Source organism: Methyloceanibacter sp. (genome assembly GCF_050728395.1).
Lineage (GTDB): Bacteria > Pseudomonadota > Alphaproteobacteria > Rhizobiales > Methyloligellaceae > Methyloceanibacter.
The window spans coordinates 1-23,140 of record NZ_JBOHJB010000001.1 but is presented as its reverse complement, the minus strand read 5'-3'; the positions used below and the strand labels follow the sequence as shown (position 1 = coordinate 23,140).

General features: G+C 63.6%; 22 protein-coding genes. 14 read left to right on the top strand and 8 right to left on the bottom strand.

Annotated features, from left to right (window positions below):
- Positions 1-8 precede the first annotated feature (8 nt).
- A complete protein-coding gene (thiD, locus tag ACREC7_RS00110) occupies positions 9-830 on the top strand; it encodes a bifunctional hydroxymethylpyrimidine kinase/phosphomethylpyrimidine kinase (protein ID WP_431553643.1) in 822 nt (273 codons plus the stop codon).
- Here the strand turns inward: thiD and ACREC7_RS00105 are convergent.
- Positions 827-1,672: a fumarylacetoacetate hydrolase family protein gene (locus tag ACREC7_RS00105; protein WP_431553642.1), complete on the bottom strand. Its 846-nt coding sequence runs from the start codon at positions 1,670-1,672 to the stop codon at positions 827-829. The genes thiD and ACREC7_RS00105 overlap by 4 nt on opposite strands.
- A gap of 123 nt (positions 1,673-1,795) precedes the next feature.
- Here ACREC7_RS00105 and ACREC7_RS00100 point away from each other — a divergent pair, with 123 nt between their 5' ends.
- Positions 1,796-2,317: a hypothetical protein gene (locus ACREC7_RS00100; protein ID WP_431553641.1), complete on the top strand. Its 522-nt coding sequence runs from the start codon at positions 1,796-1,798 to the stop codon at positions 2,315-2,317.
- Positions 2,318-2,865: 548 nt separating this feature from the next.
- On the opposite strand, the gene ACREC7_RS00095 is transcribed toward ACREC7_RS00100, so the two are convergent.
- The gene (locus ACREC7_RS00095) at positions 2,866-3,717 is read right to left on the bottom strand and encodes a fructosamine kinase family protein (protein WP_431553640.1); all 852 of its coding nucleotides are present in this window, start codon (positions 3,715-3,717) and stop codon (positions 2,866-2,868) included.
- 87 nt (positions 3,718-3,804) lie between these two features.
- On the opposite strand from ACREC7_RS00095, the gene ACREC7_RS00090 reads away from it, so the two are divergent.
- Entirely contained in the window at positions 3,805-4,629 is an 825-nt protein-coding gene (locus tag ACREC7_RS00090) for a UDP-2,3-diacylglucosamine diphosphatase (RefSeq protein WP_431553639.1), read from the top strand.
- The gene (locus tag ACREC7_RS00085; protein WP_431553638.1) at positions 4,629-5,768 is read left to right on the top strand and encodes a glycosyltransferase family 4 protein; all 1,140 of its coding nucleotides are present in this window, start codon (positions 4,629-4,631) and stop codon (positions 5,766-5,768) included. Before ACREC7_RS00090 ends, ACREC7_RS00085 begins: the two co-directional genes overlap by 1 nt.
- Positions 5,769-5,900: 132 nt before the next feature.
- Here the strand turns inward: ACREC7_RS00085 and ACREC7_RS00080 are convergent, their stop codons facing one another.
- Both ACREC7_RS00080 and ACREC7_RS00075 read right to left on the bottom strand, forming a co-directional pair.
- Positions 5,901-6,371: a hypothetical protein gene (locus tag ACREC7_RS00080; protein ID WP_431553637.1), complete on the bottom strand. Its 471-nt coding sequence runs from the start codon at positions 6,369-6,371 to the stop codon at positions 5,901-5,903.
- A 387-nt stretch (positions 6,372-6,758) separates the two neighbouring features.
- Complete coding sequence (locus tag ACREC7_RS00075) at positions 6,759-7,292, bottom strand: hypothetical protein (protein ID WP_431553636.1); 534 nt, start codon at positions 7,290-7,292, stop codon at positions 6,759-6,761.
- Between the two features lie 395 nt (positions 7,293-7,687).
- On the opposite strand from ACREC7_RS00075, the gene ACREC7_RS00070 reads away from it, so the two are divergent.
- Positions 7,688-8,218, top strand: a complete 531-nt coding sequence (locus ACREC7_RS00070) for a dihydrofolate reductase family protein (protein WP_431553635.1) — start codon at positions 7,688-7,690, stop codon at positions 8,216-8,218.
- Between the two features lie 109 nt (positions 8,219-8,327).
- Positions 8,328-9,584: an MFS transporter gene (locus tag ACREC7_RS00065; protein WP_431553634.1), complete on the top strand. Its 1,257-nt coding sequence runs from the start codon at positions 8,328-8,330 to the stop codon at positions 9,582-9,584.
- Here ACREC7_RS00065 and dgcA read toward each other — a convergent pair.
- Complete coding sequence (gene dgcA / locus ACREC7_RS00060) at positions 9,536-10,525, bottom strand: N-acetyl-D-Glu racemase DgcA (RefSeq protein WP_431553633.1); 990 nt, start codon at positions 10,523-10,525, stop codon at positions 9,536-9,538. The two genes, ACREC7_RS00065 and dgcA, sit on opposite strands and share 49 nt — an antisense overlap.
- A gap of 98 nt (positions 10,526-10,623) precedes the next feature.
- Between dgcA and ACREC7_RS00055 the strand changes: the two genes are divergently transcribed.
- The 4 genes from ACREC7_RS00055 (at position 10,624) to ACREC7_RS00040 (ending at position 14,109) form a co-directional block, all read left to right on the top strand.
- On the top strand, positions 10,624-11,802 hold the full coding sequence (locus ACREC7_RS00055; RefSeq protein WP_431553632.1) for an MlaE family ABC transporter permease: 1,179 nt from the start codon (positions 10,624-10,626) through the stop codon (positions 11,800-11,802).
- On the top strand, positions 11,799-12,602 hold the full coding sequence (locus ACREC7_RS00050) for an ABC transporter ATP-binding protein (protein WP_431553631.1): 804 nt from the start codon (positions 11,799-11,801) through the stop codon (positions 12,600-12,602). The genes ACREC7_RS00055 and ACREC7_RS00050 overlap by 4 nt, the downstream gene beginning before the upstream one ends.
- A gap of 12 nt (positions 12,603-12,614) precedes the next feature.
- Positions 12,615-13,451, top strand: coding sequence for an MlaD family protein (locus ACREC7_RS00045; RefSeq protein WP_431553630.1), 837 nt, complete (start codon positions 12,615-12,617; stop codon positions 13,449-13,451).
- 61 nt (positions 13,452-13,512) lie between these two features.
- Positions 13,513-14,109: an ABC-type transport auxiliary lipoprotein family protein gene (locus tag ACREC7_RS00040; RefSeq protein WP_431553629.1), complete on the top strand. Its 597-nt coding sequence runs from the start codon at positions 13,513-13,515 to the stop codon at positions 14,107-14,109.
- 134 nt (positions 14,110-14,243) lie between these two features.
- On the opposite strand, the gene ACREC7_RS00035 is transcribed toward ACREC7_RS00040, so the two are convergent.
- On the bottom strand, positions 14,244-17,825 hold the full coding sequence (locus tag ACREC7_RS00035) for a hypothetical protein (RefSeq protein WP_431553628.1): 3,582 nt from the start codon (positions 17,823-17,825) through the stop codon (positions 14,244-14,246).
- An 822-nt stretch (positions 17,826-18,647) separates the two neighbouring features.
- On the opposite strand from ACREC7_RS00035, the gene ACREC7_RS00030 reads away from it, so the two are divergent.
- Positions 18,648-18,968, top strand: coding sequence for a 2Fe-2S iron-sulfur cluster-binding protein (locus ACREC7_RS00030; protein ID WP_431553627.1), 321 nt, complete (start codon positions 18,648-18,650; stop codon positions 18,966-18,968).
- Between the two features lie 6 nt (positions 18,969-18,974).
- Positions 18,975-20,003, top strand: coding sequence for an NAD(P)/FAD-dependent oxidoreductase (locus ACREC7_RS00025; RefSeq protein WP_431553626.1), 1,029 nt, complete (start codon positions 18,975-18,977; stop codon positions 20,001-20,003).
- 120 nt (positions 20,004-20,123) lie between these two features.
- Here the strand turns inward: ACREC7_RS00025 and ACREC7_RS00020 are convergent, their stop codons facing one another.
- Positions 20,124-21,164, bottom strand: a complete 1,041-nt coding sequence (locus ACREC7_RS00020) for a hypothetical protein (RefSeq protein ID WP_431553625.1) — start codon at positions 21,162-21,164, stop codon at positions 20,124-20,126.
- A gap of 185 nt (positions 21,165-21,349) precedes the next feature.
- On the opposite strand from ACREC7_RS00020, the gene ACREC7_RS00015 reads away from it, so the two are divergent.
- Positions 21,350-21,931: a sigma factor-like helix-turn-helix DNA-binding protein gene (locus ACREC7_RS00015; RefSeq protein WP_431553624.1), complete on the top strand. Its 582-nt coding sequence runs from the start codon at positions 21,350-21,352 to the stop codon at positions 21,929-21,931.
- Entirely contained in the window at positions 21,915-22,328 is a 414-nt protein-coding gene (locus tag ACREC7_RS00010; protein ID WP_431553623.1) for a hypothetical protein, read from the top strand. The genes ACREC7_RS00015 and ACREC7_RS00010 overlap by 17 nt, the downstream gene beginning before the upstream one ends.
- Here the strand turns inward: ACREC7_RS00010 and ACREC7_RS00005 are convergent.
- Positions 22,325-22,777: a hypothetical protein gene (locus ACREC7_RS00005; RefSeq protein WP_431553622.1), complete on the bottom strand. Its 453-nt coding sequence runs from the start codon at positions 22,775-22,777 to the stop codon at positions 22,325-22,327. The two genes, ACREC7_RS00010 and ACREC7_RS00005, sit on opposite strands and share 4 nt — an antisense overlap.
- Positions 22,778-23,140 lie beyond the last annotated feature (363 nt).

Sequence of the window (23,140 nt, the reverse complement as noted above, 5' to 3'; positions counted from 1 at the left end):
TGCCGGCCATGACGGCGATCGCGCTGACCATTGCTGGCTCCGATTCGTCCGGCGGCGCCGGCATCCAGGCTGATCTCAAGACCTTCTCGGCGCTTGAAGTCTATGGCGCGAGCGTGCTCACGGCGCTGACCGCGCAAAATACGCAGCGTGTCGAAGCCGTGCACGTGGTGCCGCCCGACTTCGTGCTCGCGCAGATGCGCGCCGTGGCCTCGGATCTCGAGGTCGATGCCATCAAGATCGGCATGCTCGCCACCGGCCCCGTCATCGAGGCGGTCGCCGAAGGCCTCAAGGACTATGCCGGCGTGCCGGTGGTGCTCGATCCGGTGATGATCGCGGCAAGCGGCGACCCGCTGCTCGATCCCGAGGCCGTCGATGCACTCCGCTCGATCCTGATCCCGCTCGCGACGTTGATCACCCCCAATCTCGCCGAGGCTGCCGCGCTGCTTGCTTCTTCGCCCGCCCGCAACGAATACGAGATGGCCATGCAGGCGTGGCAGCTGAAGGACGCTGGCGCCAAAGCCGTGCTGGTCAAGGGCGGTCACGCCGAAGGCCCCACCTCCACCGACATTCTCTTCGCCGGGGTCGAGCCGGTGAGCTTCGAGGCACCGCGCGCCGAGACCCGCAACACCCACGGCACCGGCTGCACGCTATCCGCCGCCATCGCCGCCGAGCTCGCCAAGGGCGCCTCTTTGCCTGAGGCGGTCGCCTCGGCCAAGGCCTATGTCACGGCCGCGATCTTCGCCGCCGATACGTTGGACGTGGGCTCGGGCAGGGGCAGGGGCCCGGTGCATCATTTCCACGATTGGTGGGATGATGGGGAGGGGCGCTAGGCTTCGGCCACGACCGTATGCCGCTGCTCGCCCAGCCCCTCGACCGTAAGCGTGAGTTGGTCGCCTTCCTTCAGGAACAGCCTTGGGTTGCGCGCCATGCCGACGCCAGGTGGTGTGCCGGTGGTGATCACGTCGCCAGGCATCAGCGTCATGAAGCCGCTGACATAGCTCACGAGATGCGCCACGCTGAAAATCATGGTGGAGGTATTGCCGGTCTGCATGCGCGTGCCGTTGAGGTCGAGCGCGAGGGAAAGCGCCTGCGGGTCGGGAACCTCATCCTTGGTGACAAGCCACGGCCCGAGAGGCCCGAAGCTGTCGTAGCTTTTCGCCTTGATCCATTCGCCGGGGCCGCCCTTTTGCAGGCTCCGCTCCGACACGTCGTCGGCGATCATGTAGCCAGCCACATAGGATAGCGCGTCGGCTTCAGAGACATTCTTGGCCATGCTGCCAATGGCGAAAGCGAGCTCGACCTCGAAGTCCATGCGCTGCCAGCCCTTTGGCATCAGGATCGGGTCGTTGGGGCCTGAGACGCACGACGTCGCCTTGGCAAAGACGATGGGCGCCTCAGGAATGGGCATGCCGGTTTCTTCGGCATGGTCCCGGTAGTTCAGCCCGATGCCGAGAAACTTTGGTACCACGGCGATAGGAGGTCCGAGGCGCCGACGGCCCTTGACCGCCGGCAGGCTGCCGAGATCGAGTTCCTTGATACGTTTCAGTCCCTCGGGCGCGAGCGCCTCGGCCGCGATGTCCTTCACCACGCCTGAGAGGTCGCGAATAACGCCCTGAGGGTCCAGAATTCCGGGCTTTTCCGCCCCCCGCTCGCCGTAGCGCAACAGCTTCATTGATCTTCCCCCTGCCTTGTTTTTTTTGCATGATGCACCAAGGGCGCCGGGGGCGGCAACGCCCGCCGTCATAAAGGTTTTTTCCCGGGCCAATATTTGACCTTCCCAAGCAGAGGGATACCCATGGGATATCGCTTGTTTTCGTTGCCGGTCCATAGGGCCATGCCGCTCGCAGCGCTCGTCCTTGCCGCGGCCTTGGTTCTGCCAGGTCGAGGTGAGGCTGCCGACCCGGCCGGCAATCCCTTCGAGCAACTGAGTGGCGAGTGGAAGGGCGGCGGCACGGTCACCCCGGCCAAGGGCGATCCCATGAAGGTTGCCTGCAAGGCGACCTACAAAGTGACCGGCAGCAACTTGTCCCAGAACCTGCGCTGCGCCGGTACCGACTACAGAATCGACGCCACCCTCAAGCTCACCGACAAGAACGGAAAGATCAAAGGCTCCTGGAACGAGAAGACCTACGATGCCAATGGCGGCGTGACCGGGACAGTGAAGGCCGACCTCATCCACGCCCGGATCTCAGGCGACAAGTTCTCCGGCCGCATGAGCCTCAACGTTTCCGATGGGGGCCTCGAGATCAACATCGTGCAGCTAAATGAGGACACCGGCACCTATCGTCCGGCGGCAAGCGTGTCCTTGCACCGCTAGCAGCGCCACGAGCTTGAGAGAATCAGTTTCAGGGCGTCCCTTCGGCCCGATCATGGTGCGTTGCGAAAGCGCCACAGACGCCTGCAATGATTTCGCCACATTCGGTCAATTGTGACGGTCTACGCCGTAGACTTGAGCGTCCGACCGACGGCGGCAAAAGACCTGTCGTGCTTACTTATAGTCCTGAAATCCCTACATAAAATTGGTTCTCTCAGCGCTGGCGAAGGTAGGAGACCCCGTGTTTGGCATTTCAGCAACAGGTGCCTCTCCTTTTGCGTCAGCATCCTTGTCCAATGTTGAATGAGCGCTAAGGGCTAGGCTAGCTTTTCATCACGACGACGGCGGGGCCGGGGGGCCAGACGCCAGAAGCGTAAGAAAGACTGAAGCGCGCGAGATCTTGAGGGAACCTGATCTTCGACACTAGCGGCTTAGGAACAAAATGGGGGGGCGAGCCAGAGCCCATCTAAAAGGCAATGCCTTTGGAGTTCGGCTCGTTTCGCAGGGAAGACCGGCCCGGGTATCCCGGGCCGGTTCTTTTTTTCCGACCGTCACAGGCCAACGCCCGCCAGCGTCCGCTCGATTGGCGGAAGATACGCCGAGCCGAACAGCTGCACATGCACGAGCGTCGGGTAGAGCTTGTAGAGGGCTGAGCGCAGCTCGTGAAAGCCGGGCTCGAGAGGCAGCAGCGCCTCATAGGCCTCGAAGAAGGCCGGTCCGAACGTCCCGAACATGGTGGTGAAGGCGAGCTCGATCTCAGGGTGCCCGCAATAGATCGCTGGATCGACGAAGCCGGCAATTCGCTGCCTGCGCACCAGCACGTTTCCGGTCCACACATCGCCGTGCAGCAGGCTCGGGTGCCGGGGCTCTGTAAGATAGGTGTCGAGCCGCCCCGCCAGGCGCTCGAGCCGCATGAGGAGCTTGGCCGGCAGTCGTCCTTCAGCTTCCGCAGTGCGCGCCATGGCGAGCAGCCGGTGATCGCGGAAGAACGGGATCCAGCGGTCCATTTGCGGGTTTGGCTGGGGCAGCGGTCCGATCAACGTGTCGCGCGCATAGCCGAAGAAGGGCCGGGGTACGGCATGCAAGGCCGCGATCAGCTCGGCGGCGTGGCGCTCGACTTGAGGCGTGATGCCGCCGCCGTCTGTCTCGATGAAATCCATGACGAGGAGATCTGGCTCTGAGAGGTGGACGGCGGGGACCGGCAGCGTCGAATGGCGGGCGAGCTCGCCGAGCATGTAGGCCTCGAGGCGAAGGTCGGCGCGCGCCGTTCCCTGCCGCGCTTTGACGGCGACCTTTCGCCCGTCGGCGAGATCGGCCTTGAAGCCGGCGAGCCCGAAGCCGACCGGCATCGAGGCGAGCGACGTTACGCCCACGCCGAGCGCCGCCTCCAGCCGGTCTTTCATCACCTTGTTCAAGGCTTTCGATTAACGACGCCGGCGTCTTTTGTCACAAGCCTGAAACAAAATCACCTTAGGTCCGGAATCATCGAAATGAGAACGGACACTCACGACGTGCAGCATGCGGGGGTGAAGCGGTACCGGACTCTTTTTGTCTCGGACCTGCATTTAGGCACCAAGGCCTGCCAGGCCGAAGCTTTCCTCGATTTTCTGCGCGACACCGATGCCGAGCGCATCTATCTCGTCGGCGACATCGTCGATTTCTGGCGCATCAAGCGCGGCGCCTACTGGCCGCAAGCTCACAACGATGTGCTGCAAAAGCTGCTCCGCCGCGTGCGCAAGGGCAACGACCTCATCTTCATCCCGGGCAATCACGACGAGGCCATGCGCGACTATTGCGGCGCGCGGTTCGGCGGCATCTCCATCGAGCGCAATGCCATCCATGTCGGCGCCGACGGCAGGCGCTATCTCGTCATGCATGGCGATGAGTTTGACGTGGTGGTGCGCTACGCCAAGTGGCTCGCCCTCTTCGGCGACTGGAGCTACGAGGTGGCGCTGTGGGCGAACACGCACTTCAACGCCGTCCGCCGCTGGTTCGGCATGCCCTATTGGTCGCTCTCGGCCTATCTGAAGCACAAGGTGAAGCGGGCGGTGAACTATATCGGCGAGTTCGAGGCCGCACTCGCCGCCGAGGCGCGCAAGCACGGGGCGCAAGGCGTGATCTGCGGGCATATCCATCATGCCGCCATGCGACAGGTCGGCGACGTGCTCTACATCAATACCGGCGATTGGGTCGAGAGCTGCACTGCGGTCGGCGAGACCGAGGACGGACTATTCGAGATCATCCGCTGGTCGCCGCATCCAATCCGCACGAGTAGGGTGGAGGGCCCCATCGAGGAGCTCGAGGCTGCCGCCTGATGCGCGTGCTCGTCGCGACCGACGCCTGGCATCCCCAGGTGAATGGGGTGGTCCGCACCTATGAGCGGCTGGCCGTGGAGGCAGGCAAGCTTGGCTTCGAGATCGTCTTCCTCGCGCCGTCAGCTTTCCGCACGCTCCCTTGTCCAACCTATCCGGAAATTCGCCTGTCGCTCGCGGGCCCGCGCGCCATCGCGGCGCATATCGACAAAGTCAAACCGGATTTCATCCATATCGCCACGGAGGGGCCGATCGGTCTGATGACGAGGCGCTATTGCCGCAAGACCAAATGGCCTTTCACCACGAGCTATCACACGCGCTTTCCCGAATATGTCTCGGCCAGGCTGCCGGTGCCCGAATCCTGGTGCTACGCGCTGCAGCGGCGCTTCCATAACGGCGCCGCCGGCACCTTCGTCGCCACTCAGTCGATCGAGGACGAGCTCCACGCCCGCGGCTTCGAACGGCTGATGCGCTGGTCGCGCGGCGTCGACACCGAGCAGTTCCGGCCGCGGAAAGTCCGCGTCTTCGGCGGGAAGCCGGTGTTCCTCTATGTCGGCCGCATTGCCGTGGAGAAGAACATCAAGGCCTTCCTCGACCTCGATCTGCCCGGCCGCAAGGTGCTGGTGGGAAGCGGCCCGCAAGCCTCCGCGCTTGCGAGGGCCTATCCCGACGCGCTGTTCGCAGGCCCCATGGAAGGCGAGGAACTTGCGCGCGCCTATGCCTCGTCCGATGTCTTCGTGTTTCCGAGCCTCACCGACACCTTCGGTCTCGTCCTGCTCGAGGCCCTGGCGAGCGGCGTTCCGGTCGCGGCATTCCCGGCGAGCGGTCCCAAGGACGTGCTTACCGACCCCGACGTGGGCGCCATGGATGGGGACCTGAAAGTTGCCGCCCTTGCGGCGCTTGGGCTCGACCATCGGGCCGCACGGGCGCATGCGCTCCACTACAGCTGGGAGAATTCGGCACGGCAGTTCATCGACAATGTGCTCATCGCCCATCACCGCAAGCTGCCTGAGCGGCGGCGGCGCTGGCGGCGCAACCGGCAAAAGAAAACGGCCCGGTTGGGGGGAAACCGGGCCGTCTCACTCTCATGCGTCAGTTTGGGGGACGCTTGGGGGATCTCGCGTCCTCCCAGAAATGGTTAGCGACCCGTTAAACTTCAAGAACCGGCCAGCGAAATCCTGCGCCGAGCCAGCTAAGTCTCGGATAGTCTTAGCAAAAAAATATTGAGCCTCCGGAGCAGTCCTGCTTGCCGCAGAGAGAGAAGAAGGTCGCCGCTAAGCGGTGGGCTGGGAAGTAAGAGGTGGAGCCTCCTCGTCGCGTAGTTGCTGCTGAATCTTTAGTCTCCCCCAGTCGAAAGCGGTATCACCAACGACAACTTCCGTTCGGACGATTCCCAACGAAGGGATGTGAAAGGGCGCCGCTACAAAGGTGAGATCGATCCGATGATAGCGGGCGTCAGGGTCGGCCAAGGTGGCGCGAAATTTATCAACCGGTAGATCGCCGGTGATTACCGGTTCTTTCTCCCACGGAAAATAAACTCGAATTTTTACTGGGTCAGTGACCCCTCTTATGCGCTCGTAATATGTAATCGCGATCCCAAGCTTTGGAAGCATAAGAGGAAGCTTGTCATGTACGATGAGATTGCCCGTGTAACATCCCATGAAGCTGAATTTCCCGCCTAGTTCAGCGCGGATGTCGTCACAGAAAATTGTCCAGCCGAAAACAGGACCAGAGTCGAAACTCATCAAGCGGCCTCGCTGAAGGCTTCGCTTTCCTCAAATCTGATTGAGCCCCTTTGAGTGACTGTCCGCTGTAAGGGCTCACGTCCAGCCGTAGTGACAGGTTGGACTACGTCCTGCAAATGAGGCCGGATAGATTCGCTTACTGAGGCTCTTTGAGCCGGATAGGATATGGAGAAAGACAACGCTCCGCCTGTAAGCGCGAACAGCAACTCACCAAGCGTGTCGAGGGTAAGATTCCGCGGGCGGCTAAGATAGCGACTGATTAGATCAGTACCCTTCTTTGCGCGTTTAGCGAATTCTGCCTGAGTAAGGCCGCTTCTCTTAAACTCTCTTACGAGCAGGTTGTATGCCTGCTGCCTATTCCGCGTGACAGCATAGCGAAGGGACAGTTTAGGCGGGGATATAGTTACTGAGATACTCATCTAGGTTCTCTCCTGAGAAAGGTGGCTCATCACCAAAAAGGTCGCGCCATGCTTCTCGAGCATCTGCGACTGCGTCGTTGAAATCCTCTCCGATGTGTTCACGGTAGTCCCACGTCAAAGCTACAAATGTGTCCTTCGCAGCAAAGGCACCCAAAGCTCTGATTCCTGATGTGTCCTCCGGCTCTGTAATGCGGATGCTCCAAAACTCGTCGGCAACGGGGTCAACCCTTGCAAGCATGGCATCAGGGGGCTTCTTGTGGGGATCCTCCGCAACGGAAATCTCTCCACCCTCGCTAAACGCATCTAGCCAAACCCGGAGTTCTTCTCGCCGCACTCCCTCCTCCGTTTCTGGGAAGGGCTCGGCTATCGCTGCCAAAATATCTCGCGAAACGATCATCGTTCTAGCTGTCTCTAAGCCTGTGAACAGGGAGGGCAGTTCAACAAGCACCCCATCCGCTAACAGGCTCTGCAATATTGGGTCTATTGACATATAAGTCAACATCCGGTTCTTAGATTGGTTGCGACATTGTTACTCGCTCAACTCGAAACAAGAGATCAGAAAATTTCGGGATCGCTGTACTGCGTCGCGTGACCGGCGGCTGGCGCGTTCTCCGGCGTGGTGGCAATGGTGGCCGGGTTGCGCTAAGGGCTTCGGCCTGACAGGGCCCCTCAACGGATCGGAAAGCCGCTACGCCGGGTTTGGCGCGCCACGAAAATCACGCCGCTCGCCTGGCGTCTCGGCTTTCTCTACGCGGCGCTGTTCGTCGTGTGCGGCGGTTAGCGGACCTCTGGTTATTCGTCACACCGACAAAGCGGCGCGCAGTTTGTGGCCAACCTCACTTCTGCGTAACCGTGGCTCATACTATTCTGAAGAACCTGGGGTGGAGATTTTATAGCATGGCGAAACTCGTCTTCGGAATGAACCTGTCCCTGGACGGCTATGTCGACCATCAGGAATTTGCGCCAGATCCCGCGCTCTTTCGTCATTTCATCGAGCAAGTGCGCGGCCTGACCGGCAGCGTGTACGGCCGCCGCTTGTACGAGGTCATGCGCTATTGGGACGATGACCATCCCGAGTGGACCCCGGAGATCCACGACTTCGCGGCGGCGTGGCGTAGCCAGCCGAAGTGGGTCGTATCGCGATCGTTGACGTCGGTCGGCCCCAACGCCACGCTTGTCACGGACGATGTCGAGGGGGTGATACACGGGCTGAAGGATGAGCTCGAAGGCGAGATCGAAGTTGGCGGACCAGACCTGGCGCGAAGCCTGACCGAGCTTGGTCTCATTGATGAGTATCAACTCTACTTCCACCCCGTCGTGCTTGGTCGCGGCAAGCCATTCTTCGCTGGTCCCCGGCCGCCGCTCCGCCTTGTGGCCAGCGATCTGATCGGCGAGGACGCGATTAGGTTGACGTACGTTCCTGCTTAATCACGGGCGAAATGATCCGCACCGGCACATTTCCGGCATGGTGGCAATGCCGGTTCGGGTGCGCTAAGGCCTTCGCCTGACAGGGCCCTCAACGAATCGGAAGCCGCCTATGCTGGGTTTGGCGCGCTACGAAATCACCCCGCTCGCCTGGCGTCTCGGCTTTCTCTACGCGGCCTTGTTCGTCGTGGTGGGCTGCTATCTGCCCTACATGCCGGTGTGGCTGCATTGGCGGAGCTTGAGCGAGGATCAAATCGCCTTCCTGCTTGCCGCGCCGCTGTTCGCCCGCATCCTGTTCACGCCATTGATCAGCTTTGCCGCCGACTGGTCGGGAGCGCGCCGCACCGTTCTCATCTTTCTCGCCTGGGGAACGCTTCTGTCGTTCCTGCTGCTCTGGGCCTCAAGCGGCTTCTGGCAGATGCTGCTCGCAACCCTGCTGCTTGCCTTCAACTGGACCACCATCATGCCGCTGATCGAGGCCGTGGCGGTGAGCGGCGTGCGCAGCGCCGGCCTCGACTATGGCCGGGTGCGGCTGTGGGGCTCAGGCAGCTTCATCCTGGCAAGCCTCGGCGCTGGCCTCGCCATCGGTCAGTTCGGCGCGGCCTCGGTGCTGCCGATGCTGGTGATCGCCACGTCGCTGATGATCATTGGCGTCTACGTCTTGCCGCGCGACGTTGCGAGCAGGCCATCGCCAGCCACGCCTGCGCTTCGCCGCATCAGCCTCGCCGATGCGGTGAGGCTCGCGCATTCGCCATCGTTCCTGTGGTTCTTGCTCGCGGCGAGCATGATCCAGGCGAGCCACGCCCTCTATTACACCTTCGGCACGCTCCATTGGCGGGCGCAAGGCTTCGCCGACGGCACCATTGGCGCGCTCTGGGCCCTTGGCGTCGTCGCCGAGATCGCCTTGTTTGCCGCCTCAGGGCCGATCCTCGCCAAATGGGGCGCCGGCAGGGTGCTGTTTGCCGCCGGCGCCGCGGCTGCGGCCCGCTGGGGGCTGATGGCCTTCGATCCACCGCTCTGGGCGACGGCGATATTGCAATGCCTGCACGCCATGAGCTTTGGCGCAGCGCATCTCGCCGCGATCACTTTCCTGAGCCAGGCGGTGCCTGAGGACCGCGGTGCCACCGCTCAAGGCCTCTATGCCGCGGTGGTCGCCGGCCTCGTTCTCGGGCTCGCAACCATCGCCTGCGGGCCTCTTTATCGGGCGCTTGGCGGCGAGGCTTACGCCGTCATGGCGTCGCTCGCTTTAGTCGGCACGGCGGGTGCCGTCGTTCTCATGCGGCGCTGGCGAGGCGAGCGGGTGGTCGGCGCCATCCAGGTTCAGCCCCAGAGCGCAGCCGGCGCGGGCATGACCGTGCCCGAGCTGTAGGTGAGGCCGGGCACTCGGTCGCGCTCGAGCAGCAGCGGCCCGTCGAGATCGACCCAATCTGCGTCCTGCGCGAGCAACAGGGCAGGGGCCATGGCAAGCGACGTCGCCACCATGCACCCCACCATGATCTTGAGCCCGAGCCTCCGCGCGTCGGCCGAAGTGGCGAGCGCCTCGGTGAGGCCTCCAGTCTTGTCGAGCTTGATGTTCACGGCGTCGTAGCGCTTGGCGATGTCGCGAAGCGAGGCGCGGTCATGCACAGACTCATCGGCGCAGAGCGGAACCACGCGGGCGATGTGCTGCAATAAAGCGTCATCGCCGGCTGGCAGCGGCTGCTCGATCAGCTCGATGCCGGTAACCTTTGCCACCGCGAGCAGACGCTCGAGGTTCGACGCATCCCACGCCTCGTTGGCGTCGACGATCAGCCTCGCCTTGGGGACAGCTTGGCGGACGGCAGCAAGACGCTCCTCGTCGCCATCGCCGCCAAGCTTGAGCTTGAGCAGGGGATAATGCGCCGCCGCCTGCGCCCTCGCCGCCATCTCCTCGGGCGAGGCGAGGGAGATGGTGAGGGCCGTCTCGACCGCATGCAGCGGCGCAAGGCCCGCAATCTCGGCAGCGCTCGTGTCCAGCATCTTCGCTTCGAGGTCCCACAGCGCGCAGTCGAGCGCATTGCGCGCGGCGCCGGGCGGCAGCAAGGATTGAAGCTCTGCGCGGTCCAGCCCTTGCGCTATTCGCGGCCCGAAAGCTTCGGTCGCCAGCACCACGCCGTCCACGTCCTCGCCGTAGCGGGCGTAGGGAACGCATTCGCCTCTGCCCTGATGGGCGCCATCGCGGATCGTGGCCACCACCACTACGGCCTCGCGCTTGGAGCCGCGGGAAATGGTGAATCCGCCGCGGATCGGCCAGCGCTCGACGCCGACGTTCAACTCTTTGGCCCGCTTCATGCGCGTCTCCGGGGTCAAGCATAACGCCTTTCTTTCTCCGGCTTTTTCGGTCAAAACAAGCCGCTCTCCGAAGAACAGCGTCATTTAGGCTAAGCCCCATGCTGAAACGCGACCATACGCTCAGCCTCTCCACGCAGGCGCGCGCCCCAGGTTTCCGCGTCGAGCTCAGGGGCACCACGTTCCGCCTGATTGCCAGCGGCGCCTGGACCGTCGCCGAAGCCACCAAGCTCGACGCCGCGCTCAAGCGCTTGCGCGTGCCGATCCCGCCGACGCCGGAGTTCACCGGCGAGATGGACATCGCCGGCATCGCCGAGATCGACACCGCAGGCGCCTGGCTGTTGCAGCGCACGGCGGCGTCTTGGGAGGCCGGCGGATTGCATACCCGCTACGCCGGAGCGACCGAAAGCTTCCGTATCCTCATCGAGGAGGTGCACAAGCGCGGCAGTTCCGAGCGGCCGAAGATCAAGAAGAAGGGCGCCGCCCAGCAGCTCGTCGAGGACGTGACCAAGGCGCTTACCGGCGTGTGGTCCGACGCCATCCAGCTCACGAGCTTCCTCGGCGAGGTGACTTCGGCCTTCGCCCGCATGGTCATGCAGCCCTGGCGCTTTCGCCCCAAATCCTTCGTGCATCATCTCGACCACGCCGGCTTGCGCGCCGTGCCGATCATCGGGCTGATCTGCTTCTTGATCGGCGCCGTGGTCATGCAGCAAGGCGTGGTGCAGCTGAAGCCGTTCGGCGCCGAGCCCTTCGCCGTCAACATGGTGGCCATCCTGGCGCTCCGCGAGGTCGGCATCCTGCTCACCGCCATCATGGTGGCCGGCCGGTCGGGCTCGGCCTTCACCGCCGAGATCGGCTCGATGAAGATGCGCGAAGAGATCGACGCCATGCGCACGCTCGGCATCGACCCCATGGATACGCTGGTGCTGCCGCGGGTGCTCGCGCTCGTCGTGGCGCTGCCGCTCCTGACCTTCCTCGGCGACATCACCGGCCTGATCGGCGGTGGCGTGATGGCCATGGCCGTGCTCGGCCTCGACGTCTCCACCTATATCGACAAGCTGCACGAAGCGGTCGACTTCCAGCATTTCATGGCCGGCATGATCAAGGCCCCGTTCGCCGCGTTGATCATCGGCCTCGTCGGCTGCCTCGAAGGCATGAGGGTCGAGGGCAGTGCCGAATCCCTCGGCAAGCATGTGACCAGCGCCGTGGTCAAGGCGATCTTCCTGGTGATAATTCTGGACGCCGTGTTCGCCATGTTTCTGTCAGCGATCGGAATGTGACCTTGCCAGACGGTCGAGAGGTCTTGATCAGCGTCCGCGGGCTCGCCAAGAGCTTTGGCGGCTATCAGATTTGGGACGGGCTCAATCTCGACGTCTATCGCGGCGAGATCCTCGCCATTGTCGGCGGCTCCGGCCAGGGCAAGTCGGTGCTGCTGCGCGTCATCACCGGGCTGGTCAAACCCGACCTGGGTGAGGTCGAGTTGTTCGGCCGCAACGCCAAGCTGCTGACACCGCAAGATCGCGTCGATATCGAGAGCCGTTGGGGCATCCTGTTCCAGGATGGAGCACTGTTCTCTTCGCTGACCGTGCTGCAAAACATCCAGGTGCCGATGCGCGAGCATCTCGAGCTACCCCAGACGATGATGGACGATCTTGCCTTCCTCAAGCTCGCCATGGTGGGTCTGCCGCCCGAAGCCGCGCACAAATACCCGTCGGAACTGTCGGGCGGCATGCGCAAGCGCGCCGGGCTTGCGCGAGCCCTTGCCCTCGATCCAGAGATCGTCTTCCTCGATGAGCCGACCGCAGGCCTCGATCCGATTGGCGCCGCCGATTTCGACCACCTGATTCATAAGCTACAACAAACACTTGGCTTAACGGTGTATATGGTGACCCACGACCTTGATACCATCTTCACGGTATGCGAGAGGGTTGCCGTGCTGGCCGACAAACGCATCGTGCGAACGGGCTCGCCGATCGACCTGCAGCGCAATCCCAATCACCCCTGGATCCAGGAATATTTCTGCGGTGAGCGGGCGCGCGCGGCGCAATCCGGCGAGCAGCCCAGGCGGCTCGTGGTGTGAGGAACCGGCTCTATGGAAACCAAAGCCAACTATCTGATGATCGGCGGCTTCGTCCTAGGGGTCCTCGCGCTCGCCTTCATCTTCGTGTTCTGGATGACCAACCTCGCCGGCGGCGGCAAGCGCTACTTCATCGTGTTCGACGGCTCGGTGGCTGGGCTGGCCACCGGCTCGAGCGTCGGCTTCAACGGCATCAAGGTCGGCGAGGTGCAGTCGATGCAGCTTGATCCCGCCGATGCCCGGAAGGTGCAGGTGCTGATCAGCGTGCATGCCGACACCCCGGTGCGCGAAAACTCCCACGCCAGCATGCAGTCGCTGGGGCTGACCGGTGGCACCGGCATTCAGATCTCCGCCGGCACCCCTGATTCGCCCTTCCTGGTGGCGACGGCCGAGACCCCGATTCCCGTAATTGCCGCCGACCGGGGAGGGGGCCAGGGCCTGTTCGATGCCGCCCCTGCCGTCATGAACAACGCCAATGCGTTGCTGCTGCGGCTCAATGATCTCGTGGCCGAGAACCAAGAATCGATCCACAAAACGCTGACCAATGTGGAAAGCGTCACTACCATGCTGGATCAGCGGAAAGAGGACATCTCTAAGACCATTACCGATGTTTCGGCCGCAGCTCAGTCCTTCAAGGACTTGTCTGGAAAGCTGCAAGTATCTCTAGGGGATAATCTTGATAGCTTGACCCGCACTGCCAAGGACAGCCTCCAGGAATTCGGGAATTTCATGCGGGAGGGGCGTCGCGCCGCGGCAACACTCAACAGCGTTCTTGAGAAATTCGAGGCTAATCCCAAGAGCTTTTTGCTTGGTGGAAGTCAAGTCCCGGAATACAATCCCCGAGGCAATTGACACACCCCGAGGGTTACTTCAACGAGGGTGTGCAATCTGACAGGATAGGGGGCGACGGGACATGTCTCGGTCGGCACCGATATTTGCAACAGGCTTGGTTTGCCTGGGGCTCGCCGGCTGTGCGCTGAGCGGCAGCGCTGCCCCCACGACCTACGATCTCATCGCGCCACGCTCCTTCGCCGCCGCGGCCAAGCCCGCGCACTATCAGCTCGTCGTCAATGAGCCGACATCCGTGCACGCGCTCGACACCGACCGCATCATGGTGCGTCCGCGCAGCGACCAGATTTCCTACTACAAGGGCGCGGCGTGGAGCGACCGGCTGCCGCATCTCGTGCAGGTGCGCACCATCGAGACGCTGCAGAACTCTGGCGCGGTGAAGGCCGTGACCAGCAGCAGCGATCGTGTCGACGGCGACTATTCGCTCTCCATGGAGATCAGGTCGTTCCAGATCGACACCACCAACGGCCGGCCGGCCGCCGACGTCGACATCTTCGCCAAGCTGATCGACACCAACTCTTCCAAGGTCGTGGCCTCAAAGGGCTTCAGCACCCGCGTGGCGTCGGCAGACGATACGCCGACCGCAGGCGTCGCCGCGCTGAACCAGGCGCTGACCGAGGTCCTGCAAGACACCTCCACCTGGGTGTCAGCCCGCCGCTAGGCCCTCTCATTCGGTTTCGTCATCGCCGGGCTTGACCCGGCAATCCACGCCATCAGCGCTTCCACGCGTTGAGACGTTACGGAATGGATGCCCGGGTCAAGCCCGAGCATGACCGATGAGAAGGAATGAGGTCGCTAGCGCAGGCGGCCGCTGGCGTGCGCGAGCAGGAGGTACACGCGCCCCGTCTCCGAGGTCATGTAGTTCTGCATCACGCTCGGATCGCTCTGCTCGGCATCTCGCAACAGCCGCTCGAAATCGGCGATATAGCGGTCCACCGTGGCGCGGAATTCGCCGTCGCGATCGTAGCGCTGGCTGATCTCGTCGAACGTCTGTTGGCCGTCGAGGCTGTAGAGATGGCGCCCGAGCACGCCGCGCTCGCCAGCGCGGAAGCGTTGCCAGACCTCGGCCGCGGTGCGGTGGTCGATGGCGCGCGCGATCTCGTCGAGGCGGAGACCTTGGCCGCCGCCTGCCGCTTGGGGCCTCGGCGCCCGCGGGGTAAAGGGGTCGGGCCGCTGCGGCGGATAGCCAGGCGCGTCTGCGTTGGTCAGAAGATCGCCGACCGACCATCCTTCGCGGCGGCGCTCGGGCTGACGAAACTCGGCCTGACCTTGCGTATAGCCGCGCGGCGCCTCATTGCCGGTTGGTCCGCGGCGCTCCGACTGCGCGGCCTGCGACATTTGCTGGGAGAGGCTCCCGGCCACCGCTCCGAGATCGAGGGGCACTTCCGAAGCGTCGCCGAACTCTGGCGCGTTGGTCTCATCGCGGAAGGGATCTCGCCGCGGCGGCAATTGCGCCTGCCGATAAGGTTCGGGGCTGCTGCTCGGGATCTGCGGCCGCGTCAGCACCGGCGTGATCGCCTCGATTTCCTTGAGCTGATCGGCAAGCGCCTTGCGGATGGCGGCGGTGGCTTGCGCCGTCTGCTGCGGCAGACCTTCCATCCGGCGCTGCATTTCCTGGCGCAACGAGTCGAGGTCGGTCGCGGTCTTTTGCGCCGCGTCGCGCATGCCGCGCGACGCGCTGTCGAACGTCCCGCGCATCTGCTCGAGCTGGCGGCCGATCTGGGTGATGACCGTCTCGAAGCTCGATTTGAGGTCGCCGACGGCGCGCGCGGTATGGGCTTGCGCTTCTTCGCGCAGGCGCTCGATCTGCGACAGCGCCTGTTGTGCCTGGCCGGCCGTGTCGCGGGCGAGCGCCGATCCGACTTGCTTGGCGCGCGTCTCGGCGTTGCTCAGCGCGCTCTCCACCATGCCGGCGTAGGACCGCATCATGTTGTCGAGATCGGCACCCTTGGTGTTGACGGCATGCAAGAGGCCGATGATGGCCTGATGCCGGCTTTCCAGGATCGAGTCGATCTTGGTGTTCGACGAATCGAGCGCTTTGGCCGCCGAGAGGATCGCCTGCCCCTGGTTCTCGAAGCGCTGGGTCAAATTGTGGATCTGCTCGAGCAAGCCGCTCGATACCTCGCGCAAGGCATGGGTCTGAGCCGACAGCACGCCGATGGCTTCCTTCGATTGCGCTCCCACCTGGTCTGCAGTCTGCTTGATCATGACCGAATTGCTGGCGAGCAGCTCGTTCAGGTGAGACGCCTGCCGGCCGAACGTTGCCTCGACGGCCCGTGCATGCTCGGCGAGCACGCGATCGATCTCGCCCGCGCGTTGGCCGAAGGCATTGTCGATGGACTGCAAGCGTTCGGTGAGCGAGCTGGTGACCTCGTGCGTGCGGTCGGCGAGCTGCCTGTCCATGGCCGCGGTATGTTCGCCTATTGTCAACGCGACCGCCTTGCTGCGTTCGGCGAGCGAGTTGGTGAAGGCTTCCGAGCGGTCGGCGAGCGTGCGGTCGAGCGAGATTGCCCCCTGGTTGATCGCCGAGGCCAAGGCTTCCGTCCGTTCTCTGAGCGATTGGCCGAGCAGCGACGCCTGGTGGTTGAGGGCGGCGTTGAACGCGTCGCCGTGGCCCTGCAGCGTCCGGTCGAGCGCTTCGGTTCCTTGGCCGATGGAGCTAGCCAATTGTTGGATGCGCTCCTTCAGCGACCGGTCGATCGCTCCGGCGCCAGCCCCGAGGGTCGTCGCCAGCGTCTCGGTGCGCTCCTTCAGCGTCTTGTCGAGGATCGCAGAGCCTTGGCCGACCAGGGTCGTCAGCTGCTCGCTGCGATCCTTCAACGTCTTGTCCAGCGAAGTGGCCTGCTCGCCGACGGTGGCGGCAAAGGCTTCGGTGCGGTCCTTGAGCAATCTGTCGAGTCCAAGGGCACCGTGACCGACCGTGGTGACGAAGGCCTCGGTGCGCTCTTTCAGCGTCTTGTCGAGCGCTGCCGACTGCTCGTTGACGGAGACGGCCAACAGCTTGGTGCGTTCCTTCATGACAGTGTCGAGCCCGATGGCGCTTTGGCCGACGAGCGCGGCGAAGGCGTCGGTGCGGTCTTTCAGCGTCTTGTCGAGGCCGATGGCGCCCTGGCCGACAAGCGTGGCGAAGGCTTCGGTGCGGTCCCTCAAGGTCTTGTCGAGGACTGCCGATTCTTCGTTGATCGACGTGGCGAGAAGCCTGGTGCGCTCTTTCAAGATGCCGTCGAGCCCCACGGCGCCCTGGCCGATGGAAGCGGCGAAGGCGTCGGTGCGGTCTTTCAGCGTCTTGTCGAGAATGAGCGCGCCGTGCGCCACCGTCGTTTCCAGCGCATCGATCCGCGAGGCGAGCGTAGTGGTCAACGCGTCGGTCCGTTCCCTCAAAGTGTGGTCGAGCGAGGCTGTCCGCTGGCCGACCGCGACTTCGAGCGCCGACAGGTTGCGCGCGGCGCCTTCGATGACCTGGCCGAGCCGCTCCTGCTCCTGGCCGAGCCGCTCGAGCAGGATCGGCATGTTTTCCTGCACCTTGCTTTGCGCCCGCTCCACCTGCTCGGCGGCTTCGTTGCTGCGGGCGACGAGAAGCTCGGTCAGTTGAAATCCGCGCTCGGCAAGCCTCTGGTCGATGCTCGAGCTCGCGGCGGAAAGGTTGCGGGCGATCTCCTGCCCAACGCCGCGCAAGGATTCGCTGACCCGCTGGCTGTTGTTGGAGAGCGCCTCTCGCTCGCTGGCGAGCTCGCTGATCAGACCGCGGACGCGAAGCTCGTTGTCGCTGTAGGACCGCTCGAGCGCCGCGACCTCGTTATGCACGAGAGCCTCGAGCTCGCCGGCGCGCCCGATGGCGCGCGAGATGGCGTCGTTCATGGCGGCGACCTGCCGGCGGATGGTCTGGCCCAAGGAGGCGACCGACTGCTCGGCGAGCTTGTCGGGCTCGGCCAGGCGCACCGCGACCTCGGTCATGGCCGAGGCCATCAGCCGCAATTCCTGGGCGCGCCAGACGAGCAGCGCGAGGAACCAGAAAATCGCGATGGGCACGAGAATGGTGAGGGCGGCGGTGAGCGCCGACGGGTTGGCGAGGAGACCGGTCAGGCCACCAGGCCCGGCAAGCTGCGTCGAGATCACCCCATAGGCGAAGACGCCGCCGACGACGAACCAGACCAACGACGCAAGCAACGCGACGAGAAACGGCGACTTGGACGGCTTCTGCTGCAAGGCAAAGATCAGGCCGCCGATCGAGGGCAGATCGTCGTTGGCGGCGGTTGCTGCCATCCGGCGCGGCGGCGGGCCCGCGGGGCGGCGGCGTCCGGCTGCTTTCGCGGCTGACGCGGCGGCGCCATCGCCAAGATCGCCAGTCTTGGGTTCATCCACCTTGGGTTCCGGCATCTTTCGCTGCTGCTCGGCCCTGAGCCGCTCGGCAAGAGAAGGCTTCCTCTCGCCGTTAGCGCCCGAGGGCTGGTCAAGCGCCGCCAACGAGGCGTCTTCGCGTAGGTCGCCTGCCGGTGTCCCCTTGATGTCAAATGGATTATCGCCTGCGCCCCCAGTTGCCGTTCCGGCAGGCGGAGATTTCGCTTCTTGCGCCATCACGCGTCCCTCGCACCGACTAACCTTGAGAAAACTTGCGCCGAGCACTCGAACTTCGTCGCCAGCGGCGCGGGCGTCGTAGCGGTGAGCGCATACTTCCGGATTGAATTTACACCGAAAGTGGCCCCGAGACGCATTTTCCCCCGCCCTCTATCGTTAACGAATTTTTAGGGCTAAAAAAAGTTTAATTCGCAATTATGCTTTACGCATGACAAGCCATTCTTTTTGTTGGTGAATTCGGTCCAGCCGCGCTCGTTTGCGGGCCACCTTTTGGGCCATTGGTTGCAAAAACGCGACAGTAACCCGCAGCCCCAAAATGGCGAAGACCCCGCTTGCCGAGAATTCGCGCAAGACGATCGGAGAATAGACTTCGAAAGCGGGTGAACCGCCCGCTGCAACCGACGAAACGCTGCCGCGCCCACGCCACCTCGGAGCGCGTGGCAGCTTTGCAATTCCCGCTCAAACGATGCGGTCGGAAGGCGCTGGAGTCTCAGGTTCAATTGCCCTATAGGAAACGCGCCACGTGCGGGGACCGTCCCGTCCGCGCCGGCAGCTACGGGCGCGGGGGACTGTCTGCCGCCGCTCGTCTCCCAAGACTGAAGAGAACCAAGTCGCGCCAATGCCATGGCCAGGATCACGTATATTCTGCACGACGGGACCGAGCGCGTCGTCGAAGCCGAACCGGGGATGACGGTTATGGAGGCGGCGGTCAAGAACTCGGTGCCCGGCATTGCCGCCGAGTGCGGCGGCGCTTGCGCCTGCGCCACCTGCCACGTCTATGTGGACGAGGCCTGGCGCGAGGCGACCGGAAGTCCGGAGCAAATGGAGGAGGACATGCTCGACTTCGCTTTCGATGTGCGGAGCGAAAGCCGGTTGAGCTGCCAGATCAAAGTCACCGATGCGCTCGACGGCCTCGTGGTGCGCATCCCCGAGAAGCAGATCTAGCTGACCATGACCGAGCCTATCATCAAAACCGATGCCATCATCATTGGGGGCGGCCCGGTCGGCTTGTTTGCCGTGTTCGAACTCGGGCTCGTCGACATCAAGGCCCACGTCATTGACATTCTCGACCGCCCTGGCGGCCAATGCACCGAGCTCTACCCTGAGAAGCCGATCTACGACATCCCCGGGCTCACCGTCGTCACCGGCCAGGAGCTGACCGACAAGCTCATGGATCAGATCAAGCCCTTCGGTGCCGAGTTTCATTTCAATCAGCGGGTGGAGACGCTTGACCGGCTCGATGGCGGCTTTCGTGTGACCACCGATGCGGACACCGTCATCGAGGCCAAGGTGGTGGTGATCGCGGCAGGCGGCGGCTCCTTCACGCCGAAGCGTCCGCCGCTTCCGAGGATCGAGGACTATGAAGGCAAGTCGGTGTTCTACTCGGTGCGCAAGATGGACAGCTTGCACGGCCGCGACGTGCTCATTGTCGGCGGCGGCGATTCCGCGCTCGACTGGACGCTGAACCTGCAGCCGGTGGCGAAGTCGATCACGCTTCTGCATCGCCGCGCCGAGTTCAGAGCGGCGCCGGCCTCGGTGCAGAAGATGCTGACGCTCGTGGAAAGCGGCGACGTCAGCTTCAAGCTCGGTCAGGTGACCCAGCTCCATGGCGAGGATGGCCAGCTGCGCTCGGTGACTGTCAAAGGTTCCGACGGCGCCACCTTCGAGCAGCCCACCGAGATCATGATGCCGTTCTTCGGGCTGACCATGAAGCTCGGCCCGGTGGCCGATTGGGGCCTCGAGCTGCACGAGAACCTAATTCCGGTCGACACCGAGAAATTCGAGACGAGCGAGAAGGGCATCTTCGCCGTCGGCGACATCAACACCTATCCCGGCAAGCTCAAGCTCATCCTGTCCGGCTTCCACGAGGCGGCGCTCATGGCGCAGCAGGCCTACCATTATATTTATCCGGATAAGAAGCTCGTGTTCCAATACACGACGTCGTCGACAAGCCTGCAGAAGAAGCTCGGCGTGAAGTAGGGTTCAGGCCCTCGTCGCTCATGGTTCGAGATGCGGGCTTCGCCCGCTCCTCACTATGAGGAAACGCCTCATCCTGAGGAGTGCCGCAGGCGCGTCTCGAAGGATGAGCCTAAGCCACCGCTACGCGAGCGAGCGGTAGACGGCGATCGTGTATGGGCTCAGCGTCTGCGCCTGCATCCGCTCGGCCGCCGGCAGTTTTACCTCCTGGAACACGCCGGTCTTGTGCATGAGCTCGGCGGCGTCCATGTCGATCAGGATCACGTAGAGGCGGCGGGGCCGGGTGTGATACGAGGCGACGATCCCCTTCAGCACCCCGGCGAAGATCTCAGGTCCGAACGGGTTGAAGAAATAGTGCACCGCCTCGCCGTCGAGCGGCGTGATGTTGACCACGTCGTCGAGCACGCATTCGACGTTGCGGCATTTCATGCGGCTCCGCGGAAACTGCGCGATGTTCATCGTGGCGTTGTCGTGCAGCTCCTCGGCGAACTCGATGCCGCCGACTTGGCTGAAGGGATACTGCGATGCGAGCAGCATGACGCGCCCCTTGCCGGCGCCATAGTCGACGAAGCTCATGCGGCCGATGTCTTCCTCCGCGACCGCGGCAAGCGCCCATTTGAAGACGGAATTGGGCGTGGGCTTGTAGTCGTGCCCGCTTGCCCGGTTGTTGCCGCGCAAAGTAAGGCCTGCGAGCGGCACATTGCCTTTGGTGGGGACGAAGAACAGGCGCTCGATCGCGCTGTCGAGCACGTTGGCATGCAGCCAAAGCAGGAAGTCGCGATAGTCCTTCTTGAGCCTGTCGGGACGCGTGCGCTCGCGCACCTTGGCGCCGGTGCGGCCAAGCTCGGGGATGACCTTTTCGCGGCCGATCTTCGCCGCCCTGGCGAGGCCGCCTTTCCCTGCGGCAACCGCCGACGCCGTGGCCTGCTTGGTGAGGTCCGCTGTTTTATCGGCGAGACCAGCGATACGTTCGGCGACCTGGGTCCGCACCGCTTCAAGCTCGGCGGCACCCGCCGCTGCGTCCTGACCCGCTGGCTGGGTGCCTACTTCCGGACGCGGCGGATAGAATCCGGGGTTGCCGGCATCCTGAACGCTCGGCGAGCCTTGAGCATTCTCTTCAGGTGCCGCCTCCGGTTGGTTCGCATCGTGGGGCACGACCGACATGCGCAAGTCTTGCTCCTGCCTTGCGCAAACAATAGGCAGCCTCACCTTCGACGCAAGCGCTTTTTGCCCGGCGCTAACCTTGCGGGCCGCCGAATCCGCGATGTGATATCCTACTGATTCGCGTGGAGAGAGGCCCCTCCGCGCGTTAAGCGCCAGCACTCACCCAAGCGGCGGGGGGACCACGCGTGCAGGCAAGCATCCATCGCCAATCCATGCGGCATGAGCTCATCGCCATGCTGCCAAGGCTCAAGCGTTTTGCCGACGTGCTGGTCGGCGACAAGAGGGAGGGCAAGGCCCTCCTTCGCCGCGCGCTTCTGCGCATGTTTGCCGAGCATCGCCGTTATCAGCGCGGCACCCCGCTCGATCGCTGGGCCTTCGCCGAGATCTATGGGCTGTGGCTCGCCGAGCTGCGCGATCACACCGACCCGTTGCGCCAGGCGAAATCGAGCGAGGAGGATTTCGACCGGCTCTTTCCCAAGGATCGAGGCGCCGATTTCGACGCCTTCACCGCGACGTTTCTCGGGCAGTTGCCGCCGCAGCAGCGGAGCACGCTGCTCCTGGTCTACGGCGAGGGCTTCGACTACGAGGATGCCGCCAAGGTCCTCGACTCGAACGCCGACACCATCCAGGCGCGCCTGATCAGGGCGAGCGCAAGCCTCGCCGATCGCCTCAGCTCAGGCACGCCGGCGCGGACCAAAGCGAGCGCCACCATCGAGACTCTTTATCCGGGAGAGACCAAGGAATACGACCATGACCGAGCTCAGTGACGAACTGCTCGTGGCCTATGTCGACGGCCAACTCGTGCGCGAGCAGACGCGCGCCGTCGACAAGGTGCTCGAGCATGACGATGTGGTTGCCCACCGCGTCGAGACGTTGAAGGATGCGCATGGCAGATTCGAATCCGCCTTTGAGGCGATTCTCGCCGGGGAGCTTATCGAGATCATCGCCACGCCGATGCTGCCGCCCCGGGTCAAGCGCAAGCGCGGCAACGGGCTCGCCAAGATCGGGATCGGCGTCGTCGGCATCGGCATTGCGCTTGCCCTGCTCGTCGGCGGCTACGGCCGATCGCTTCTCCTCAGTGCCTGTGGCGCCGGCGTGACCGGACCGGTTGCCGCGATGCAAAACGCACCGCCAAAGGCTCAATCGGTGCCGAACGCGCCCTAGCGGGCGAGCTTCGCCGTCGGCGAGTAGTCTCCGGCAAGATAGCGCCTGAGGTCGGCGCGGATCGCGTCGGTTCGGTCCCTGGTGCAATAATTGGGATCGCTCTTGATCGTGGCCGCCATCGACGAGAGCGTATAATCGTAGGCCTGCGAGATCCTCTGCAGCTGATAGGGATCGGTGATCCTTCGGCCCTCGTCGCGCATGTAATCGTCCTTGAGCTTCGCCGGATCGAACATGAATCCGCAATTGCTCGCCCTGGCGGAGGTCCATGCCACCTGAACTGGCCGCGCCATCGGGTCGTCGGGTGTGACGTAGCGGGCCGCGCTGTCGTTCGTTGCGCCTTCCTTCTTGACGCCGCCGAGGCTTCCGACCGTCGAGCAGCCGGGAAGGAGCGCCATGCCGGCGACGGCTGCAATGACGAGAAGGCAACCGGCGCCGGAACGGCCCAACATTTTACGCTTCCCACCCGCTTTCGAGATCATGGCGGCGGCATCTTAGCGGACCAGGGCGCGATCGCTAAGAGGACGAAATCGCCGGGAATGGGGGGTGCGCAAAAAGGAAAGGCGGAGCCGAAGCCCCGCCTCCCTGTGCGATGTCGAGCCTCACGCCCGTTCGGGACGATCATCTCGGCGCCGCGAGACCTTTCGGTCTCTGGATCACGCGCTCGGCTTCATGGTTCCCCATAAAGCGGCGGCGTGACCCCGGCCTAGGCCCGTTATTTAACGTCGCGTGGCTGCGACGCGATCCCAATCTTGGCCAGACTGGAACCGGGGTTCGGCGGTTGAGCGTGCAGCGCAAAGAGCCCCATCGACTCC

What these genes read in the sequence shown, in the direction of transcription:
- ACREC7_RS00105 (WP_431553642.1), bottom strand. Translation starts at nt 1,672, where the DNA reads ATGAAGCTGTTGCGCTACGGCGAGCGGGGGGCGGAAAAGCCCGGAATT.
- ACREC7_RS00030 (WP_431553627.1), top strand. Translation starts at nt 18,648, where the DNA reads ATGGCCAGGATCACGTATATTCTGCACGACGGGACCGAGCGCGTCGTC.
- ACREC7_RS00090 (WP_431553639.1), top strand. Translation starts at nt 3,805, where the DNA reads ATGAGAACGGACACTCACGACGTGCAGCATGCGGGGGTGAAGCGGTAC.
- dgcA (WP_431553633.1), bottom strand. Translation starts at nt 10,525, where the DNA reads ATGAAGCGGGCCAAAGAGTTGAACGTCGGCGTCGAGCGCTGGCCGATC.
- ACREC7_RS00070 (WP_431553635.1), top strand. Translation starts at nt 7,688, where the DNA reads ATGGCGAAACTCGTCTTCGGAATGAACCTGTCCCTGGACGGCTATGTC.
- ACREC7_RS00020 (WP_431553625.1), bottom strand. Translation starts at nt 21,164, where the DNA reads ATGTCGGTCGTGCCCCACGATGCGAACCAACCGGAGGCGGCACCTGAA.
- ACREC7_RS00010 (WP_431553623.1), top strand. Translation starts at nt 21,915, where the DNA reads ATGACCGAGCTCAGTGACGAACTGCTCGTGGCCTATGTCGACGGCCAA.
- ACREC7_RS00075 (WP_431553636.1), bottom strand. Translation starts at nt 7,292, where the DNA reads ATGTTGACTTATATGTCAATAGACCCAATATTGCAGAGCCTGTTAGCG.
- ACREC7_RS00065 (WP_431553634.1), top strand. Translation starts at nt 8,328, where the DNA reads ATGCTGGGTTTGGCGCGCTACGAAATCACCCCGCTCGCCTGGCGTCTC.
- ACREC7_RS00040 (WP_431553629.1), top strand. Translation starts at nt 13,513, where the DNA reads ATGTCTCGGTCGGCACCGATATTTGCAACAGGCTTGGTTTGCCTGGGG.
- thiD (WP_431553643.1), top strand. Translation starts at nt 9, where the DNA reads ATGACGGCGATCGCGCTGACCATTGCTGGCTCCGATTCGTCCGGCGGC.
- ACREC7_RS00085 (WP_431553638.1), top strand. Translation starts at nt 4,629, where the DNA reads ATGCGCGTGCTCGTCGCGACCGACGCCTGGCATCCCCAGGTGAATGGG.
- ACREC7_RS00005 (WP_431553622.1), bottom strand. Translation starts at nt 22,777, where the DNA reads ATGTTGGGCCGTTCCGGCGCCGGTTGCCTTCTCGTCATTGCAGCCGTC.
- ACREC7_RS00035 (WP_431553628.1), bottom strand. Translation starts at nt 17,825, where the DNA reads ATGCCGGAACCCAAGGTGGATGAACCCAAGACTGGCGATCTTGGCGAT.
- ACREC7_RS00055 (WP_431553632.1), top strand. Translation starts at nt 10,624, where the DNA reads ATGCTGAAACGCGACCATACGCTCAGCCTCTCCACGCAGGCGCGCGCC.
- ACREC7_RS00095 (WP_431553640.1), bottom strand. Translation starts at nt 3,717, where the DNA reads ATGAAAGACCGGCTGGAGGCGGCGCTCGGCGTGGGCGTAACGTCGCTC.
- ACREC7_RS00045 (WP_431553630.1), top strand. Translation starts at nt 12,615, where the DNA reads ATGGAAACCAAAGCCAACTATCTGATGATCGGCGGCTTCGTCCTAGGG.
- ACREC7_RS00080 (WP_431553637.1), bottom strand. Translation starts at nt 6,371, where the DNA reads ATGAGTTTCGACTCTGGTCCTGTTTTCGGCTGGACAATTTTCTGTGAC.
- ACREC7_RS00025 (WP_431553626.1), top strand. Translation starts at nt 18,975, where the DNA reads ATGACCGAGCCTATCATCAAAACCGATGCCATCATCATTGGGGGCGGC.
- ACREC7_RS00100 (WP_431553641.1), top strand. Translation starts at nt 1,796, where the DNA reads ATGGGATATCGCTTGTTTTCGTTGCCGGTCCATAGGGCCATGCCGCTC.